The 18,411-nt window shown below is 49.3% G+C and carries 17 protein-coding genes; 7 read left to right on the top strand and 10 right to left on the bottom strand.

Annotated elements, in window-relative coordinates:
* The first annotated feature begins 63 nt into the window (after positions 1–63).
* Positions 64–1,767 (top strand): ABC transporter ATP-binding protein, encoded by a 1,704-nt coding sequence (locus AC52PS_RS04795; protein WP_495561900.1) that lies wholly within the window; start codon positions 64–66, stop codon positions 1,765–1,767.
* Positions 1,764–3,911 carry an ABC transporter ATP-binding protein gene (locus tag AC52PS_RS04790; protein WP_495561899.1) on the top strand — a complete coding sequence of 716 codons (2,148 nt, stop codon included), beginning with the start codon at positions 1,764–1,766 and terminating at the stop codon, positions 3,909–3,911. The genes AC52PS_RS04795 and AC52PS_RS04790 overlap by 4 nt, the downstream gene beginning before the upstream one ends.
* A 3-nt stretch (positions 3,912–3,914) precedes the next feature.
* On the opposite strand, the gene AC52PS_RS04785 is transcribed toward AC52PS_RS04790, so the two are convergent.
* The 4 genes from AC52PS_RS04785 to AC52PS_RS04770 form a co-directional block, all read right to left on the bottom strand.
* Complete coding sequence (locus AC52PS_RS04785) at positions 3,915–4,859, bottom strand: PSP1 domain-containing protein (protein ID WP_495561898.1); 945 nt, start codon at positions 4,857–4,859, stop codon at positions 3,915–3,917.
* 172 nt (positions 4,860–5,031) lie between these two features.
* The gene (locus tag AC52PS_RS04780; protein WP_495561897.1) at positions 5,032–5,538 is read right to left on the bottom strand and encodes a YaaR family protein; all 507 of its coding nucleotides are present in this window, start codon (positions 5,536–5,538) and stop codon (positions 5,032–5,034) included.
* A gap of 13 nt (positions 5,539–5,551) precedes the next feature.
* Entirely contained in the window at positions 5,552–6,079 is a 528-nt protein-coding gene (locus tag AC52PS_RS04775; RefSeq protein ID WP_495561896.1) for a bactofilin family protein, read from the bottom strand.
* Positions 6,079–7,002 (bottom strand): M23 family metallopeptidase, encoded by a 924-nt coding sequence (locus AC52PS_RS04770; protein ID WP_495561895.1) that lies wholly within the window; start codon positions 7,000–7,002, stop codon positions 6,079–6,081. Before AC52PS_RS04770 ends, AC52PS_RS04775 begins: the two co-directional genes overlap by 1 nt.
* 456 nt (positions 7,003–7,458) lie before the next feature.
* Here AC52PS_RS04770 and AC52PS_RS04765 point away from each other — a divergent pair, with 456 nt between their 5' ends.
* The 5 genes from AC52PS_RS04765 (at position 7,459) to purD (ending at position 12,768) form a co-directional block, all read left to right on the top strand.
* A complete protein-coding gene (locus tag AC52PS_RS04765) occupies positions 7,459–8,247 on the top strand; it encodes a TatD family hydrolase (protein ID WP_495561894.1) in 789 nt (262 codons plus the stop codon).
* Positions 8,248–8,399: 152 nt separating this feature from the next.
* Complete coding sequence (purF, locus tag AC52PS_RS04760; RefSeq protein ID WP_495561893.1) at positions 8,400–9,842, top strand: amidophosphoribosyltransferase; 1,443 nt, start codon at positions 8,400–8,402, stop codon at positions 9,840–9,842.
* Positions 9,843–9,930: 88 nt separating this feature from the next.
* A complete protein-coding gene (purM, locus tag AC52PS_RS04755) occupies positions 9,931–10,893 on the top strand; it encodes a phosphoribosylformylglycinamidine cyclo-ligase (RefSeq protein WP_495561892.1) in 963 nt (320 codons plus the stop codon).
* Positions 10,886–11,467 (top strand): phosphoribosylglycinamide formyltransferase, encoded by a 582-nt coding sequence (purN, locus tag AC52PS_RS04750; protein ID WP_495561891.1) that lies wholly within the window; start codon positions 10,886–10,888, stop codon positions 11,465–11,467. Before purM ends, purN begins: the two co-directional genes overlap by 8 nt.
* A 44-nt stretch (positions 11,468–11,511) precedes the next feature.
* Positions 11,512–12,768, top strand: coding sequence for a phosphoribosylamine--glycine ligase (gene purD, locus AC52PS_RS04745; RefSeq protein ID WP_495561890.1), 1,257 nt, complete (start codon positions 11,512–11,514; stop codon positions 12,766–12,768).
* Between the two features lie 32 nt (positions 12,769–12,800).
* Here purD and rlmB read toward each other — a convergent pair whose 3' ends face one another.
* The 6 genes from rlmB to AC52PS_RS04715 all read right to left on the bottom strand — a co-directional run bounded on the left by rlmB (position 12,801) and on the right by AC52PS_RS04715 (position 18,400).
* Positions 12,801–13,592: a 23S rRNA (guanosine(2251)-2'-O)-methyltransferase RlmB gene (rlmB, locus tag AC52PS_RS04740; RefSeq protein ID WP_495561889.1), complete on the bottom strand. Its 792-nt coding sequence runs from the start codon at positions 13,590–13,592 to the stop codon at positions 12,801–12,803.
* On the bottom strand, positions 13,576–14,031 hold the full coding sequence (locus tag AC52PS_RS04735; protein WP_495561888.1) for a hypothetical protein: 456 nt from the start codon (positions 14,029–14,031) through the stop codon (positions 13,576–13,578). The genes rlmB and AC52PS_RS04735 overlap by 17 nt, the downstream gene beginning before the upstream one ends.
* A gap of 113 nt (positions 14,032–14,144) precedes the next feature.
* Positions 14,145–15,275: a molecular chaperone DnaJ gene (gene dnaJ / locus AC52PS_RS04730; protein ID WP_495561887.1), complete on the bottom strand. Its 1,131-nt coding sequence runs from the start codon at positions 15,273–15,275 to the stop codon at positions 14,145–14,147.
* A 2-nt stretch (positions 15,276–15,277) separates the two neighbouring features.
* Entirely contained in the window at positions 15,278–17,233 is a 1,956-nt protein-coding gene (gene dnaK / locus AC52PS_RS04725) for a molecular chaperone DnaK (RefSeq protein ID WP_495561886.1), read from the bottom strand.
* Between the two features lie 128 nt (positions 17,234–17,361).
* Entirely contained in the window at positions 17,362–18,033 is a 672-nt protein-coding gene (gene grpE, locus AC52PS_RS04720) for a nucleotide exchange factor GrpE (protein ID WP_495561885.1), read from the bottom strand.
* Between the two features lie 178 nt (positions 18,034–18,211).
* Entirely contained in the window at positions 18,212–18,400 is a 189-nt protein-coding gene (locus tag AC52PS_RS04715) for a hypothetical protein (protein ID WP_495561884.1), read from the bottom strand.
* Between the last annotated feature and the right edge of the window lie 11 nt (positions 18,401–18,411).

The raw sequence follows: 18,411 nt of genomic DNA, 5'->3' as shown, positions 1-18,411 counted from the left end.
AAACATCACATTCACGTGTAAGGACGTAAATTGCTTAAGGAATACCGTACATTAATCGCATATATGAAACCGTTCCGCCTTTGGTATCTACTGGGTATTATCAGCCTGGTGATAACCAGCGGATTTCAACTCCTCATTCCCCAGTTTATCCGGCAGGCGGTGGATAGCTTCGCTGAGATGGACTTTGTGCTTGAGGATATTGCAAAAATTATTCTGCACATGTTTCTCACCTCCCTGGCGATTGCTGCAGGAAGACTGGGCTGGCGGTATTTTCTCGGCACACCTGCGAGGAAAATTGAAACCGAACTGCGCAAAGATCTTTTTTCTCATCTCATGAACCTGGACGGCCCATTCTACGAGAAATACGGAATCGGGGATCTAATGGCCCGGGCCACTAACGATATGCAAACCATCCGGCGGGCGGCAAGCATGGCTCTTGTTGCGGCATTCGACGGAATATTTCTCACAGTTTCCATTCTTATTATCATGTTCACTCAGACTCCTGAACTTGCCGCATACACCATCATCCCCCTTCCCGCCATTACAATTCTGCTGATTTTTTTCGGCAGATTAATCGGACCGTTATTCAAGAACGTGCAGGAAGGATTCGCCAATATGAGCGGCCATAGTCAGGCAACATTCACCGGGATACGGGTTATCAAGTCCTTCGTGAAGGAACGGTTTTTCCTTCGGAAGTTTGCAGTATTAAACGATGATTACCGCAGTAGAAATATGCGGCTGGTTTCGGTGAACGGGGTGTTCTTCCCCATTGTGATGTTTCTTTCGGGGCTTACTATTATGATTCTCCTTCTCGTGGGCGGGCGTCAGGTTCTTCAGGATCAAATCAGTCATGGTCAGCTTGTAGCAACTCTGAGTTATCTCCAAATGCTTATATGGCCCATGTTGGGAGCCGGTTTTACCGTGAACCTTATTCAGCGGGGCGCTGCAAGCCTTGGACGTATTAATTCGGTAATGGAGCAGAAGCCCCGCATAGATCCCGGAATACAGCGTCCTTCTCCCGACCTGAATGGAGAAATCAGACTGGAACATGTAAGCGTCCGGCGTGAACAGGGAGAAATCCTCTCAGATATCAACATCAGCATTTCCCCGGGAAGTCTGGTGGGGATAACCGGTCCGGTGGGCGGCGGCAAAACCACACTCATCCATCTTCTCCCCCGGCTCACTGAGTTTGACAGCGGCCGAATCCTGATAAACGGAAGCGATATCCGCGATATTGATCTGGGGCATCTGAGAAGCTATTTCGGATTTGTCCCCCAGAAGAGCTTCCTGTTTTCCGCGAGCATTCGGGATAATATTGCCTTCGGCGTGGATTCCCTTGAGGAGCAACGGCTGGATGAGTTGGTCCGTGCCTCCAGCCTGGACAGGGATCTGCCCCAGTTTCCCCAGGGATGGGAAACCGTCGTGGGAGAAAAAGGAATCACGATTTCCGGCGGACAAAAACAGCGCACCAGCATCGCCAGGGCCCTGGCCCGCTTTGCTCCCATGCTTCTGCTGGATGACCCGTTGAGTGCGGTGGACTCGGAGACCGAGGAGCGGATCCTCACGTCACTCCTGGAACAAATGAAATCCCGAAGCGCAGTAATCGTAAGTAACAGAATCTCCACCCTGAAGCATTGCGATCATATCATCGTTTTGGAGAACGGGAGGGTGAGCCAGCAGGGTACCCATGAAAAACTGGCCTCTGAAGCGGGATACTATCGGAATATTGCCAGGATCCAACAGTTGAGCCCGGAGGTTTCATCATGATCACCCACGAAGAACAACAGTTTACCGGCTTTCAGAAGGGCCTGGTTATGCGGCTTTTCCAGTATATGCGTCGCTACAGCTGGCAGACATATCTCAGCATGTTTTTTATTATTCTCACCACTCTTGGACAACTCAGCATGCCGGTAATTATTCAGCGTGCAGTGGACGACAACCTTCAACCCGGCTGGCTGCCGGGAGAAATCACCGATCTGGAGGGAATCCGTGAAATTGATCCCAGAATTGATGGAAACTGGGTTGATGTGGAAGGATTCCGTTTTTATTCCCGCCGCTATGCAGGCAGATACTTCAGAACCAAGGATGCAGACCCGCCCGCATACTATCTCATAGTCAGAAAGAGTGAAGATTCTTCCCACACCACCCCGGATAACGCCCTGATAAACAGGATTAATGATCAATTGTCATCCTCACAAGCCTCAGACTACCCCGAATTTCTGTATAACGCCGAATATGCCGCAATTCGGGATTCGGCCTACCGGGAGCTGACGCCTGAATTAAAACGTGAACTGCGAGCGGCGGACTGGAAGGGAATCCGGGATAAGGCCTTTCTGTATCTGGGCATTCTGATCCTTGTTCTCCTGTCCAGTTTTCTGCAAATCTTTTTCATGGCTCTGGCAGGTCAAAATGTAATGAAAGACCTGCGTATCCAGCTGTATCATCAGACCATTCATCAGGATCTCCGGTTTTTGCAGAATCAGCAGGTGGGAAAACTTGTTACCCGGGTTTCCAGCGATGTGGAAACTATTAATGAACTGTTCACCAATGTTCTCACTTCAATTATTTCCGATGTGATTATGATGGCGGGGGTATTGATTACCCTCTTCCTGCTTGATTTCAACTTAGGGCTGATTTCCCTTGCCATACTTCCTCCGGTGACGCTGCTGCTGCTGTTCTTTCGCAGGCAGGCACGCAGCGCGTACCGAAAGGTCCGCAGCTGGGTAAGTTCGGTAAACGCCTATATCTCCGAGCACCTGAGCGGGGTGAGCCTTGTACAGCTGTTCGCCCGGGAGACTGAGACAATCAGGGAATTTACCAGGAGAAATTACCAGCTCTTCAAGGCGAATCTCAGCGAACTGTATGTGTTCACCATATTCCGGCCGGTTGTGGATTTTCTCTCAACCATGTCTATTGCCCTGGTTCTTTTCGCCGGTGCCCAGCGACTTCTTTCCGGACTTGTGAGCCTGGGTGTGCTTATTGCGTTTATCAATCTAATTCAACGCTTTTATCAGCCGGTGCGGGATATGGCAGAGAAATTCACCCTCATTCAATCTGCCATGGCCGGTAGTGAACGGGTCTTCTCCCTGCTGGATGAAAAACACCTGGAACATCAGACCATCGGTGGGGAGGGATCTGAAACATCTATTCCCGAAAAGGAAAAGGTAGTGGGAGCAATAGAATTCAAGGACGTGCGCTTCTCTTACAATCCCGGGGATCCGGTCTTAAAGGGCATCAGTTTTAAAGGTTCACCGGGCCAGCGGATCGCACTGGTGGGATACACCGGCTCGGGAAAAACAACCATTGCAAATGTTTTATCCAGGCTTTGGGAAATTGAAAAAGGAACGATCCGCATAGATGGGATTAATGTGAAAAATATTCCCCTCCACCGCCTGAGAACTATTGTCCAGCCGGTTCAACAGGATGTAACCCTCTTCCATATGAGTCTTCGGGAAAATCTTTTGTTAGGAAAGAAACTGAGCGATGAACGGGTTTTTGAGGTGCTGGATACGGTTCAGGCCGGTGAGTTTATCCGCAGACTTCCCAGAGGCCTGGATACCATGGTCTCTGAAAGCGGAGAAAATTTTTCAAGCGGACAGCTGCAGCTTCTCTCCTTCGCCAGGCTCCTGCTCCAGGATCCGAGAATCATCATTATGGATGAGGCAACTGCGAACATCGACACAGAAACGGAGCGGAAAATTCAGCATGCCATGGAAACTCTGATGACCGGCAGAACTTCAATTGTCATTGCCCACCGCCTTTCAACCATTATGGATGCGGATAATATCGTCGTTCTGCATAATGGCAAAGTAGCGGAATCCGGCAGGCATGAAGAATTGATGAAGAAACAGGGTTTATACCACAGTCTACAGCAGCTTCAGTTCAAGCGGGATGGAATGAATGCTTCATAATGCTTAGAGCAGGTCTTCCGGTTCGGGTTCCCGTGCCTGGTAGCGCCAGACATTTTCGCCTCTGGTATATTTCATATCATCCCCGGAAAACTCCATTCTTACGCCGTCTCGGGAGTAGGCACATACCTTTCTGCTGAGAATATTCACTTCGGAAATCCGCACCTTCTCTCCCGGCTTCAGCTCAAGCCACTGCCCTTCCCGTGGAAAGCCTTCCTGTTCCTTCTGATATGTCCGATATTCAAATGCCAGACAGCATAGCAAACGGCCGCAGGGGCCGGAAATTTTCTGGGAATTAAGGCTCAGCTTTTGGGTCTTCGCCATTTTTATGGAGACCGGCTCGAGATTTTCACCAATTGCACTGCAGCACAAGGCCCGGCCGCATACTCCCCGGCCGCCGACCATTCGTGCTTCATCTCGTACCCCGATCTGCCTCAGTTCGATCCGGGCCCGAAAATGGCTTACCAGATCTCTTACCAGAGCACGGAAGTCAACCCGTTTCTCTGATGTAAAAAAGAATACGATTCTGCTCTCCCGGAGGACAAAATGTATCCGGACAAGTTTCATATTCAAATTATGATGATCTATAAGATCCTGGGTGATTTGAAACGCTTCCCGGGAACGTTCAAGATTTTGAGAATACGCTTCCATATCTTCGCCTCCCGCCTCTTCAATAATTGCGATGAGGCGGGGCCCTTCTGCATTCTCATCATCGGACGCAGAGCCGTTCAGGTTGCATTGCACGCAGGTATCGGTGACTCCAATTGCCAGGGCCAAATCGGGGCCGTATTTTGTGGGGATAATGTAGTGTTTGCCAGGCTGAACTTCACCGTTGTTTCTGCAATACTGCACATCGTTGGTATGAAGCACTTTCAGCGCCATATATTCAGATCTGCATGCAGATGAATCAATCCCTGTATCCGCAGATCGCTGAGATGGTGTGGAACTCATATATTTTCTCCCGTACGGGGTTTGTCTGGTTTAGTTGGACAGCGACTGATCCGTATTGTTTCAGGTACCGGAGCAGTACTTTCCATTCCATATTCCATACTACCCCAGATTGAAAAAAATATGAAGGTTTTTGTTACAGCTTTTCTTTTGGAGTTTTTTATGAGTTATTTAGTCAACTAATATGGAGAAGATCCACAAGAAGTCCCTGGATCTCCTCCATACCCCCGAGCATCTCCATCTGCCGGTTTTGAGATGAAAGCACAGACCGGGAAAGTTTCTCAAGCTTTTCATTCACAACACGGATAATACTGTATTTTTTCTGATTCATAACATCCCGGCGGGAAATTTGCTCATCCACCTCATATGCATTGCTGCTTACGTGCCGAATAAAATCTCCCACAGCCTGCCGGTAACGGGCAAGGGTATCTGGTCCGGGATATTTCATGATCTGTTCTCCGGTGCTGTGAATGGTATCAATAATTTCCCGTAATTGATCATCGCTTTCAATGGGCGAACCGGGCAAAGTGGAAAACTCAGATTCTGTCACTTCACTTTTAGATAGTAACTTACCGAACATTCCCTTGGATGCTGATTTTGTGGAGTTTGTTTTTTTCTTTTTTTCAGGCAGAGGATGGTCGGGACGAAAAAGGAACCCACCGGTTCCGTCTATTCGATCCATTATTACCCCCAGATCAGGAAGTTTTGGAGCTTACATTTTCTTCCGGGGCGGAAGGCTGTCTGCGTTTTCTACCGATGCGGAAAAGACCGCCCGCCCTGCCCGCTTCATTTTCCCGGGTATGATTTTTCATTCCCCCGTCCTGAGCGTCGGAAGTATCAAGTCCATTTCTCCGGGGCTGTACCACATTCTTTCTTCCGGCTTTTTTTCCGGTTATAACCAGAGATCCGTTTATCAGAACGCCTTCCTCGGCTATCAACCGGGGCGTATACAGATTTCCGATAACCACAGCGGACGCAAGGACGATGATTTTCTCCTGTGCATAAACGGTTCCCCGGAAAATTCCACCGATTACAACCACTCGGGCATTGATACTGCAGTCCGCCCTGCCACGGCTTCCGATCAGGACCTTGCCTTCAGTTTTCACCGAACCGGAGAAGTCACCGTCAATTCTGAACAATCCGTCAATTTCGATATCCCCTTTAAATCTGCTGCCAAAGCCAATGAGGGAATTAACGTATTGTTCTTCGGGAAACCGCTCCATCAGCGGTTACCCTCCCAGCGTTCGAATGTGTTCTGAATTTTTAGAAAACTTGCAGGGTCAAGTACTTCAGTTCCCAGCATGATTTGAAAGTCAAGATGGGGACCAGATGATTTTCCGGTACTCCCAAGAGTACCTATCCGGTCTCCCTGGGAAACAATATCCCCTTCTTCCACCAGACGGCTTCCCATGTGACTGTAACGGGTTTTAAATCCGTATTTATGCTCAATTACCACATAGTTTCCGTAACCGGAAATATTATTTACACCCGATTCTACGACCCGTCCGTTTGCGGCTGCCTGAATGGGCAGCCCCATGGGGCCTGCAATATCTATACCTTTATGGAGATACCAGTTACCGTTAATCGGATGGATGTTGGGGCCGAACTCCATGGTTACTGCGGAGCGTCCGCCGGCAACGGGCCACAACGTGGGCAGGTTTGCGAGAACCTCTTTTCGTACCCCAAGCACCGATGAAATATTCTCAAGGGGCCCCACGGCATCAGAAATGGATTCCCTGAGTCTTCGCAGATCATAAATTTCCCGAACTTCCCCGTTATTAATCTCCTGAAGATCACTGATGGAGGATAAATCCCCCGATCCGCTGATCCCATTTTCCATTCTGCTGGAAACTTCAAGTTCATTCAGGGTACTGGACATGGCATGTTCAAATATCTCATACACCTTAACCAGATCATTCACTTCATCCAGCACGGTATCAAGGTTACCCTGAGTTACCACAAGGTCATCTTCCTGTTCACTGATAACCTGTTCGGAACCGGCATATACGGTGGTCATGTAAAAGAATCCACCCACCATCCCCAGCAGTATTGCTCCTACGAATGCCAGCAGAACGGTGCTCACCTGGAAATTTACGACTTTCTTTTCAGAATGGGGAATAAACATGACGGTGAATTTCTGTTTCACCAGAGAAACGGCAAAAGCGGAGGTTTTACGGAAAAAAGCTTTGATGTTAGAAAATACAGGCTTTCGATTCTTGCTATCCGAGCGCATAATTTGTTTAGCTGCCTCCACATTAGTTCAAGGAGTATTCATGCCGGTTTTCGGTCAGCCGCCCCTTGTTACCCTGACGTTAAAAGTCAAACGTATGGTAATAATTATATCGGCTTATCCCACCGAAAGTTAACCCCTGCTGCGTTGGGTAAGACCTAAAGCGCACGGACCGGTATGATCGGGCAATCGGACCATTCATAAACAGCTTTTCCCCAATTTGTTAACAGTTAAAAAAATAGCATGTTTGTTCATATTTTGTCAAACAGTAAAGTAGTACGGGAGTGTTGAGAATGAGTTGACCTTTGTCACTTGGCGTGATACTTTTTAAATCTGACTGCAATAGTACGCAGGCAGCTATATCATTTCTCAATGGAAAAATCAATTATGAAGCTATTTGATACTCACGCCCACATCGGGTTGATACACGAAGACCCGATTGAACAACTTATTATTACTCAGGAAGCCCGCCAATCCAATGTGGATGGAATTATCAGCATTTGTAACAATCTACATGATTTCTTTGCAGTTTATGAAAACCTGAAAACCGCCAGCAACGTGTATTACGCCGTCGGCGTCTCACCTTCTGAAGTACAAAACCCCGGCCTGGACTGGGAATCGAAGATCGACCAGGGGGCATCACTGGATAAGGTGGTTGCCATCGGTGAAACCGGTCTGGATTATTACCGTAAATTCGGAGATAAGGACAGCCAGGTGGAGCTTTTTATCCGGCAGCTGGAAATTGCCGAAAAATTAGACCTTCCGGTAATCATTCATAATCGGGATGCCGGTACCGATATCCTCGATATCCTCCGGGAACGTATTCCCAGCAGGGGAGGAATTCTTCATTGCTACGGGGAAGACTGGGATTTCGCCAAGAAAGCCCTGGAGTTAAACCTCTATATCTCCTTCGCCGGGAATGTCACCTATAAGAATGCACGGAACCTTCATGAAACGGCAAAGAATATGCCTCTGGACCGGATTGTTATTGAATCCGAGAGTCCCTTCATGGTACCCGCCGCATACCGGGGAAAGAGAAATAAGCCCAGCTATCTTCATAGTACCGCGGAATTTCTTGCGGAACTCCGGGATATGTCTGTGGAGGATTTTTCTCAAACAAGCTTTGACAACGCCTGCAGGTTGTTAAATATTGAGCAATAACCTGTTTCACCAACAGCCTGTGTAGGCTGTAGATAACTGCAGCATCACCCAAAACACCCAATCCACCGCCACCGGCGAATTTACGGCGGTGGTGCAGGGTTTCCAGACGGTGGTGCTTGACCCTCCACCCCCCCGATGATATACATCAAACCGTGAATACTGATAAACCCGGACATTACTGCGGGGTGGTAGGTTTGTTCAGCCGCAACCCCTCGAATATTCCTCAGGATCTGTACTTTCCGCTGTTTGCCCTTCAGCACAGGGGTCAGGAAAGCGCCGGCATCGCATATCGGGAAGGCGACAGCACTGTGGTCCATAAGGACCTGGGCATGGTGAGTAGTGTGCTGGGACGGTACCTGGAAACCCCCCACAGCTCCCACGCCGGCATAGGGCATGTACGCTACTCCACCCACGGGGGGAATAAAAAAGAAAACGCCCAGCCCCTGGTGGTAAACAGCAATAAGGGCGAGATTGCAATTGCACACAACGGGAATCTTACCAATACCGGCGAACTGAAAGAGGAGCTGTTTCAGGAAGGGGCAATCTTTCAAACCAGTTCCGACACCGAGGTAATTCTTCATCTCATCAGCAGATGCAGAAAGGATGGATTTCATGAGGCGCTCATGCACAGCCTGGGCAGACTGAAAGGCGCCTTTTCCATGGTTGCCCTCCACGATGACAGCCTTATCGCAATCCGGGATCCCTGGGGCTTTCGCCCCCTCTATATTGGCTGGAAAGAAGATAAAACCTACCTGGCATCGGAAAGCGTTGCGCTAGATATGATGCAGGTGAGCGAATACCGTTCTGTTGAACCCGGGGAAGTAATTGTTATAAACAGGGATGGCGAATCATCCTATTTTATCCCCCGGAATCCCGACGAAGGAACCCAGCAGTGTATTTTTGAAATGATATACTTCGCCCGTCCCGATTCGGAAATCTACGATGCCTCAGTTCACAACTTCCGGAAACGGATCGGTGCAGCCCTGGCTGAGAAGGACCGGAAACTTCTCAACACAACCCACTCCGGCGGCGATATTGTTGTACCGGTTCCGGACAGCGGCACCATTGCCGCCCTGGGCTACGCCCAGCATGCGGGTATTCCCTTTGAAATGGGTCTCACCAGAAATCATTACACAGGAAGATCCTTCATACTCCCCAGCACCGCAGAACGTGAACTTGCCGTACGTCTGAAACTTCATCCGGTTCGTTCAGTAATTCAGGGACGAAGGGTATTTCTCATAGACGACAGCCTGGTACGGGGAACAACGGCAAAAATTCTGGTCAAACTCATTAAAGAAGCCGGGGCAGCTGAGGTTCACTTGCGCCTTTCCGCCCCGGAAATCCGCTGGCCATGCTTTTTCGGGATTGATATCCCCACACGGAAAGAACTGATCAGCAACCGCCTTTCTCCTGACGAGCTATCGGACCATGTGGGTGCCGACAGCCTGCGCTTCCTCCAGGTTGATGATCTGAAGGCTGCCAGCGGAGATTCCCCAAAATTCTGCTTCTCCTGCTTCACCGGTAATTACCCTTTTGAAGTTCCCCTCCGGCCGGAAGCCAGGAAGGCTACGCCCAGGGATCTCAACGGCGGGTGATGAAAACCGGGGAACGGACGTAGGTTCGGCTGGAACCAGTTAATTGAAATAGAGAAATACATAGAGGAAATACACCAAGGGAGATAACATGAAGCCCAAAGATTATGCTGAAGCAGGCGTGGATATCGAAAAAGGCGACGCATTCGCCCGTCACATTGCAGGAATTCAGTCTCCTGCGGTCTCCAGGGGCATTGGAGGATTTGCCGGTGGAATTGAACTGGATATGAATGGAATCAGCAATCCGGTAATGCTCAGTTCAACCGACGGGGTGGGTACCAAACTTCTGGTCGCCCGCCGACTCGAAACCTACGATACTCTGGGAATCGACCTTGTTGCCATGTGCGTAAACGATCTTGCGGTGGCCGGTGTGCGGCCCCAGGTGTTTCTCGACTACATTGCCTGCGGAAAACTGCAAAACGATGTTCTTGAAGAACTTATGAAGGGTATTGTTTCCGGCTGCGAACAGGCCGGCTGCATGCTCGCGGGGGGGGAAACTGCGGAAATGCCTGACGTCTACCGAACAGATGATTTTGATCTTGCGGGCTTCTGCAGCGGTGTGGGTGACAAATCCAGACTTCTTCCCAAGTCCACAGAAATTCAGGAAGGCGATCTCCTTCTGGGCTTCCCCTCAACCGGGGTGCATTCCAACGGATTCTCGCTGGCCCGGAAGCTGCTTGAGGAAGCCGATGATGAAATATGGCACGAGCTCCTTACCCCCACCCGAATTTACGTAGAAGATTTCATGCCCTTTCATGAACAGAACCTGGTAAAAGCTGCCGCTCACATTACCGGAGGAGGACTTGAAGGCAACCTTAGGAGAATTCTCCCTCCAGGAATGATACCCGCCCTGAGCTGGGATTGGGATGTTCCCGGTATTTTCAAGCAAATCAGGAAATTGGGTCAGACCTCGGAAGATGAACTGCGCAAGGTATTCAACATGGGACTGGGTCTGGTAATGGTTGTTTCCCCTTCTAAGCTGGATCAGGCCAACACTCTTGCAGAAAGCCGGGGTGTACAAATTATTGAAGCAGGGAAGATCATTCGTGGCTGATATTGCAGTATTTGCCTCGGGAAACGGTACAAATTTTCAGGCCATTCACCGGGATTTTGAAAGGGATTCCCGCCACCGTATCAGCATGCTTATCAGCGACCGAAAAAACTCAGGCGCCTTGAATTATGCGATTGAGAAAGGTATTCCCGGGGAATTTATCAGCTATAAAAACCGACCCCGGGAAGAAGCTGAACAGGAGATTCTTTCCCATCTGGAGCAGAGGGGAATCGCTTTGATCGTCCTTGCCGGATTCATGCGCCTGATCAGCCCCTTGATCATCAATGCATATCCTGACAGAATCATAAACATTCACCCCTCCCTGCTGCCCAGACACCCGGGAACACGGGGTATAGAGCAAAGTTGGGGGAGCGGGGATGATTACCTGGGAATATCCATTCACTATGTGGATGAGGGAATGGATACCGGCCGCATCATTGTTCAACAGGCTTTTCACCGGTCAGATGTGAATAGTTTGACAGAAGCCGAGAATCAGATTCACCAGCTCGAGCATTTCTGGTACCCCAGGACCATTCGCAATCTGTTAGATTACCCCGAGAATGGAAATACTGACTGATACGTTTTAATTCATTTTGGTGATATCAGCGTTTGGAGGACGTATTGAAAGTTTTAGTTGTGGGCGGCGGAGCCCGTGAACATGCCATTGCCTGGAAATTTCACACAAGCACCAGAAATAACGGAGTGTTTTGCGCACCGGGAAACGCCGGAACCGCAGAGTTTGCCATTAATCTGGATATTGATAGCAGCGATACCAAAGCAATTCTTTCGGCAGTGAACGAGCACGGAATAAAGCTGGTGTTTATCGGCCCTGAAGTCCCCCTTTCAAGGGGACTGGCGGATGAACTGAGAAAGAACTCCATTCCCACCGTCGGCCCCGGAGCTGATGGTGCAAAGCTTGAATCCAGCAAAGCGTACAGCAAGGAGTTCATGCTCCGGCATAAGATTCCCACTGCAAAAGCACGGGTTGTACGTACATCTAAGGAACTTGAAACTGCGTTATCTGAATTTCAACTGCCCCTGGTGGTGAAGAAAAGCGGGTTGGCTGCAGGAAAAGGCGTACTGGAAACTTCCGATCTTTCTCAAGCCAGAGATTTCGCTGAAGACCAGTTAAAAGATGGCGAAGTGGTCATAGAGGAATTCCTTACCGGATATGAAGTATCCATTTTCGCCCTCAGCGACGGAAAAGACTACCTGCTCTGCCCCCCTGCGGCGGATTACAAAAAGGCCGCTGAAGGGAACCGGGGTCCGAACACTGGCGGCATGGGTGCGGTATGTCCCGTGCCCTGGTTTGATACTTCCCTCATACCGGAAATTGAGGAAACAATCATTCGCCCAAGTTTTCAGGGACTTCTGGATGACGGTATCGATTTTCGCGGGATTCTCTATTTCGGACTCATGATTACCGATGAGGGACCAAAGGTGCTGGAATATAATGTACGCTTTGGCGATCCAGAGGCCCAGGCTGTCATACCTCTTATCGAAACGGATTTTGCAAACCTCTTCGAAGCGGTGGCCAAGCAAAGCCTGGGAACACAGAAATTAAGTATTTCACCTCTCCAATCCATTTGCGTGGTGGTTGCTGCAGAAGGATACCCGGGAGAATATGAGAAGAATTTTCAGGTGGAGCTGCCGGATATCAGATTGGAGAAACGACAACATCTTTTTCATGCATCAACCCGCATGGTTCACGGCGAGCTTGTTACCGGCGGAGGAAGATGTTTTTCCGTAGTGGGGAAAGGCAGCGAATTGCTGAAGGCACGTAACAGATGCTACGAATTGGCTTCTCAGGTGCAATTTCCCGGGGCCTGGTACCGGAAGGATATCGGAAACCGCATATTCGGCGAAGACGGAAAATAGCCTCTCCCCGGCGGGGGAGGTTTTGTCAGGACTCAGTCTTCCACCGGCATTTGTTCACGAACGGCATACATGAGAATTCCCGCGGCTACAGACACGTTCAGAGAATCCACATTGCCTGATGTGGGGATAGTGACCACATCATCCGCGTGTTTTTTCACTTCCTGTCCCAATCCCTTACCTTCACTGCCCATAACCAGGACGGTTTTTCCTGATAATCTCAGCTGGGAGGGGTTTTTCCCGTCAAGATCCGCGCCGTAGATCCAATAGCCCTCCCCCTTCAGCTGATCAAGAGTTCGGGATAAATTGCTTACATAAAATACTGGAATGTGATGACTTGCACCTGCGGAGATCCGACGCACCGTATCGGTTACATGGACGCTGCGCTTTTTGGGAAGCACCACTGCATGCACAGAAAACATATCCGCACTCCGGAGAATGGCACCCAGATTGTGAGGATCGGTAATACCGTCCAATACGAGTATGAGGGAATTAGGTGAATCGCTACTTTGAATAAGATCTTCAAGGCCGCCGGTGTTCTGCATTGGAATGAGCATGGAATCGGGAACATGAAGCAGGATATGCCTGAGAGCTTTGGGACGGGAGGAGCCGAAAATGTCAGATGCCCCTGCGTTAAAGGAATCCCTGGAGAGGGGGTGAAGCTTCACAGCCTTCTTTTTACATAGGTCCAGGATCTCTTTTTCCCGGCGGTTTACATCAGGAGAATATTCCAGGGTAAGCTGCTTCAGCGGGCCCTTGTTGCCCCTGAGGAATTCTTCTATATCGTGAAGAGCAAACAATATTCCGGAGTTATTCGTTTTCGCCATACAATTTCACCACATCAATCCTTCCGTCATAATTGCTGTCCCGCTCATACCCCTGAACGTACACGCCTTCGGTAAGATACACCCATAAATCTATAAGCTGATCATCGTTTTGATCAAGTTCCTGCCGAACCAACACACCCCGTGAATAAAAATAAAAATCATCCATTTTTCCGTTGCCGTCGAAATCAATTACTTCAAAGACTTTAAACCCGTCTTCATCGAAGTAAATTGCATAGTCCACCATTCCGTCGGCATTTTCATCATTCACTATCCAGCCCTCACCGTAATCCGATGGGTCAAAAGAGAGATCCTCATGAAGAGCATGGTATTCGCCTATATTATCTTCACTGGGCTGTGATGTGGATGCGGACGCCGGAAGGATCAAACATAATAAAATAAGGAGACCGCCACGGCCCCCGAGCTGTATTAACGATTTCATCGAACACTCCTGATAAAGGGGGAAAGATCTCCCCGCTTTATCATCGGGAGTTGTCCGATGAAACTTAAGCCTTAGCACTATGTTACGGATTCCTTGGGGATGATCTCGAACCTTTACAGATGCCGCAGAAGTACCGGCTGTGGAGAAGCATTGCTTCCTTCCAAAGCTCCAAGCTCCTTCAGCAAATCCTTTGATTTAGCGCTCAGTTTAGTGGGAACGTCAACCTGAATCTTAATGTAGAGATCGCCGCGCTTATTTGAGTTGTTTAGATGGGGGATCCCCTCGTTTCTGAGACGGAGTATTTTACCGTTCTGAGTTCCCGCAGGAATTTTCAACTTAACCCGCTTATTCTCCAGGGTAGGAACGGTAATTTCTGTACCCAGGCTGGCCTGAACTATATCGATGGGAATTACACAGTACAGATCCGCTCCGTCCCGCTCATAGTATTCATGGGGTTCCACATTGATAAATACATAGAGATCTCCCGGAGGTCCGCCGTTTTTCCCCGCATCGCCCTGACCTGGAATATTTATCCGTTTGCCATTCTCAATACCCGCGGGAATCGTCACCTTGATTCTGGTATGTTTTTCCACACGTCCCGCACCCCGGCAGGTCTTACAGGGACTTTCGATAATGGTTCCCTCACCGCTGCAATTGGGGCAGGTGGAGGCTATAGAGAAGAATCCGGAGGAACGGCGCACCTGACCGGTGCCGCCGCAGCCCGGACAGGTCTTTTTCCCCGTACCAGGTTCTGCACCGTTTCCCTTGCAGCTTTCACACTGGACGCTGCGGTTATAGCTCACTTCAACCTTGGTGCCGAATGCGGCATCCTTGAACGGTACCTTGAGATCGTAGCGCAGATCGGATCCACGAACCGCGGAGCTTCTTCTACGCTGGCCTCCCCCTCCCCGGCCGCCGCCGAAGAAGGAATCGAAAATACCGAAGTCGCCGAAGATATCGCCGAAATCCCGGAACACGCTGGAGAAATCCTGTGCTCCGCCACCGCCGCCGCCCATACCTTCCAGCCCGGCAAAGCCGAATTGGTCATAGGTCTGCCGCTTCTTTTCATCGGCAAGAACCTCATAGGCTTCGGAGGCTTCTTTGAACAGTTCTTCCGCCTTTTTATCGCCGGGATTCTTGTCGGGATGATACTTCACCGCCAGTTTCCGGTATGCTTTTTTGATATCATCCTTGGAGGCTCCTTTGGAGACTCCAAGGACTTCGTAATAATCTCGTTTAGCCATTATTACTTATCATCCTCGTCCACTACTTCATAGTCAACGTCTTCGACATTGTCCTTGGAAGCGGAACCGGATGAATGATCGGCACCATCGGCCTGCTCTTCACCTGCTGCGCCGGCTTCGGCACCTTCAGCACCGGGTTGAGCCTGATCGCCGCCCTGTGCTTTATATACCTCTTCAGCCAGCTTATAACTTGCCTGTTTGAGAGCTTCAGTCTTTGCCTTAATGTCTTCCAGGTCGTCGCCTTCCAGGGACTTTTTCAGATCGGCAATGGCTTCATTGATCTTGCTTTTTTCATCATCACCGATTTTTTCACCATAGTCTTTTACGGATTTTTCTGTTGCATATATGAGACTGTCAGCCTCATTCCTGGTTTCAACCCCTTCTTTAAGCTTTTGGTCCTCTTCCGCATGCACCTCTGCATCTTTCACCATCTTTTCGATTTCAGATTCACTCAGACCTGAACTGCTTTCGATTCGGATTTTCTGTTCCTTTCCGGTTCCAAGATCCTTGGCACTTACATGCACAATACCGTTTGCATCGATATCGAAGGTCACTTCAATCTGGGGAACGCCTCTGGGAGCAGGGGGAATTTCGGCCAGATCAAATCGGCCTAGAGTTCTGTTCTGAGAGGCCATTTCCCGCTCACCCTGAAGCACATGAATGGATACCGCGGTCTGGTTATCCGCAGCGGTTGAGAAAATCTGAGTCTTCCGTGTGGGGATGGTGGTATTCCGTTCGATCAATTTGGTGAATACGCCCCCGAGAGTTTCAATTCCCATGGAAAGGGGTGTTACATCAAGAAGGAGAACGTCTTTCACATCTCCGCCGAGAATACCACCCTGAATGGCGGCACCCAGAGCAACAACTTCATCGGGGTTTACCCCTTTGTGTGGGTCTCTTCCGAAAATCTCTTTCACTAGGGTCTGCACCGCAGGAATCCGGGTACTTCCCCCTACCAGAATTACCTCATCGATATCGGAAGCGCTTAAGCCCGCATCTTTCAGTGCCGCCTTACACGGCGCTTCTGTCCGCTTGATTAGATCATCGGCAAGCTGCTCGAATTTACTCCGGGTTAGATTATACTGCATATGCTTAGGTCCGGATTCATCGGCTGTAATAAAAGGAAGGTTAATATCCGTACTTGCAGTTGAAGAAAGCTCTTTCTTTGCTTTTTCTGCGGCTTCTTTCAGTCTCTGAAGGGCCATTCGATCTTTGCTCAGATCGATGCCATAGTCATTTCGGAAATTTTCAATGAGCCAGTCAATAATTTTCTGGTCAAAATTGTCCCCGCCCAGATGGGTGTCTCCATTGGTGGATTTAACCTCGAAAACACCGTCACCCAGCTCAAGAATTGAAATATCGAATGTACCGCCACCAAGGTCATACACGGCGATTTTTTCATCCTTTCCTTCTTTGCCAAAACCGTACGCAAGGGCAGCCGCCGTGGGCTCGTTAACAATACGCTTCACTTCCAATCCGGCAATCCGGCCGGCATCTTTGGTGGCCTGGCGCTGAGCGTCATTAAAATACGCAGGAACGGTAATTACCGCTTCGGTGACGGTTTCGCCCAGGTAGCTCTCTGCGGTTTCTTTCATTTTTTTTAAAATTGCTGCAGAAATTTCTTGAGGGGTGAACTTTTTATCACCCACAACAACCTTTACAGCGGAAGATTTGTCGGAGGTATCCACATTGTAGGGAACCATCGTTACTTCCTGATCCACTTCGTTACCCCGACGGCCCATGAAACGTTTGATTGAATAGATGGTATTGTCGGGGTTGGTCACCATCTGGTTTTTTGCAGGCTGTCCCACCAGCCGTTCATTTTTCGCAGTGTAGGCGACCATTGAAGGAGTGGTTCGCTGCCCTTCCGCATTTTGAATGACTACAGATTCGCCACTTTCCATTACAGCTACACAGGAATTGGTTGTACCAAGGTCAATTCCGATTATTCTACCCATACATATCTCCTTGCATTTCCACCCGCATACTCGCTGCGGGGTTTCATCAAATTATTAATTTTATTCCGGAGCCCCGGGAATCCGGAGTGCTCCACTTTTATGATTCATTTAATATCGGCCGGGAACGATTATTCCTGTTCCCGGGAATCTGGACTATCCGCGCTTTCGGCGGTGTTTTCTGCAGTGGTTTCGCCCTGCTCCCCGGATTCACCTGGTGAGACAGGCTGGGAAACCTTTACCTTGGCCGCCCTGAGCACCTGATCCTTAAGCATATAACCTTTTTGAAAATCCTGAAGAACCACCTGGTGATCGTAATCACCGGACTCTTCCACCATCATCGCTTCATGCTTCATGGGGTCGAACTCTTCACCCTCTGATTCGAAGCGGGTTAAATGCCATTTTCGTTCGAGCATACCCACAAACTCTTTTTCAATCATCACAATTCCGTCATGAAAAGAGTCAAAGTCCCTGGCGCTTTCGGAACTTTTGATTGCCCGTTCGAAGTTATCTATAATTGTGATTAAATCCAGCAGTAATTGCTTGTTTGCGAAGGTAATGGCATCTTCTTTTTCTTTTAACAACCGCTTCCTGAAGTTATCCATGTCAGCCTGTTTCCGAAGAAACTGATCCTTCAGATCGCTGTTTTCCTGCTGTAAACGTGTAATTTCCTTGTCCTTCACGGACATTTCGTCATCGGTACTCAGTTCAGACCCTTCCCCGGCTTCAGCCTGGGCGTCATCTTCAGAGCCGGATTCCGGGGATGCTTCATCCACCTGATGCTCCTTATCCTCGACGGCCACAAACTCCTCCTACTTTATACATGAATGAGATTTTATTTAGATGTGTTCTGGTGAATAGAAAATACACAGAGCAATAGCAAAGGTCAAGTAATGTAAAAAATTTCATTACCGCCGGACTCCGGCGGCTGAAATTGTGTTGAAAAACACAGAGGGAAAACCCCCGCTCTGAATGCTCCGATCAGCGGTGAGCCATCTCAAGAATCAGCTCTACCTCTCCCCGGGAAATCTTACAGGATTTCGCAATATCTTCAATCTTCCACCCCTGATGTTTCAGCTTGATCACCATGTCACGTACTGAGACCGAAGGCGCAGAACGGTCATCGCCATCCGCGGCGCTATACTGCTGACCGGTAATGTTTCCCAACAAATGAACACGCT

The organism is Salinispira sp., assembly GCF_059431795.1.
Note: the sequence above shows the minus strand (reverse complement) of the source record. Positions and strands in the feature narration are given on the sequence as shown.

Coding starts and splice junctions, on each gene's coding strand:
- AC52PS_RS04795 (WP_495561900.1), top strand. CDS start 64: ATGAAACCGTTCCGCCTTTGGTATCTACTGGGTATTATCAGCCTGGTG.
- AC52PS_RS04790 (WP_495561899.1), top strand. CDS start 1,764: ATGATCACCCACGAAGAACAACAGTTTACCGGCTTTCAGAAGGGCCTG.
- AC52PS_RS04785 (WP_495561898.1), bottom strand. CDS start 4,859: ATGAGTTCCACACCATCTCAGCGATCTGCGGATACAGGGATTGATTCA.
- AC52PS_RS04780 (WP_495561897.1), bottom strand. CDS start 5,538: ATGGATCGAATAGACGGAACCGGTGGGTTCCTTTTTCGTCCCGACCAT.
- AC52PS_RS04775 (WP_495561896.1), bottom strand. CDS start 6,079: ATGGAGCGGTTTCCCGAAGAACAATACGTTAATTCCCTCATTGGCTTT.
- AC52PS_RS04765 (WP_495561894.1), top strand. CDS start 7,459: ATGGAAAAATCAATTATGAAGCTATTTGATACTCACGCCCACATCGGG.
- purM (WP_495561892.1), top strand. CDS start 9,931: ATGAAGCCCAAAGATTATGCTGAAGCAGGCGTGGATATCGAAAAAGGC.
- rlmB (WP_495561889.1), bottom strand. CDS start 13,592: ATGGCGAAAACGAATAACTCCGGAATATTGTTTGCTCTTCACGATATA.
- AC52PS_RS04735 (WP_495561888.1), bottom strand. CDS start 14,031: ATGAAATCGTTAATACAGCTCGGGGGCCGTGGCGGTCTCCTTATTTTA.
- dnaJ (WP_495561887.1), bottom strand. CDS start 15,275: ATGGCTAAACGAGATTATTACGAAGTCCTTGGAGTCTCCAAAGGAGCC.
- dnaK (WP_495561886.1), bottom strand. CDS start 17,233: ATGGGTAGAATAATCGGAATTGACCTTGGTACAACCAATTCCTGTGTA.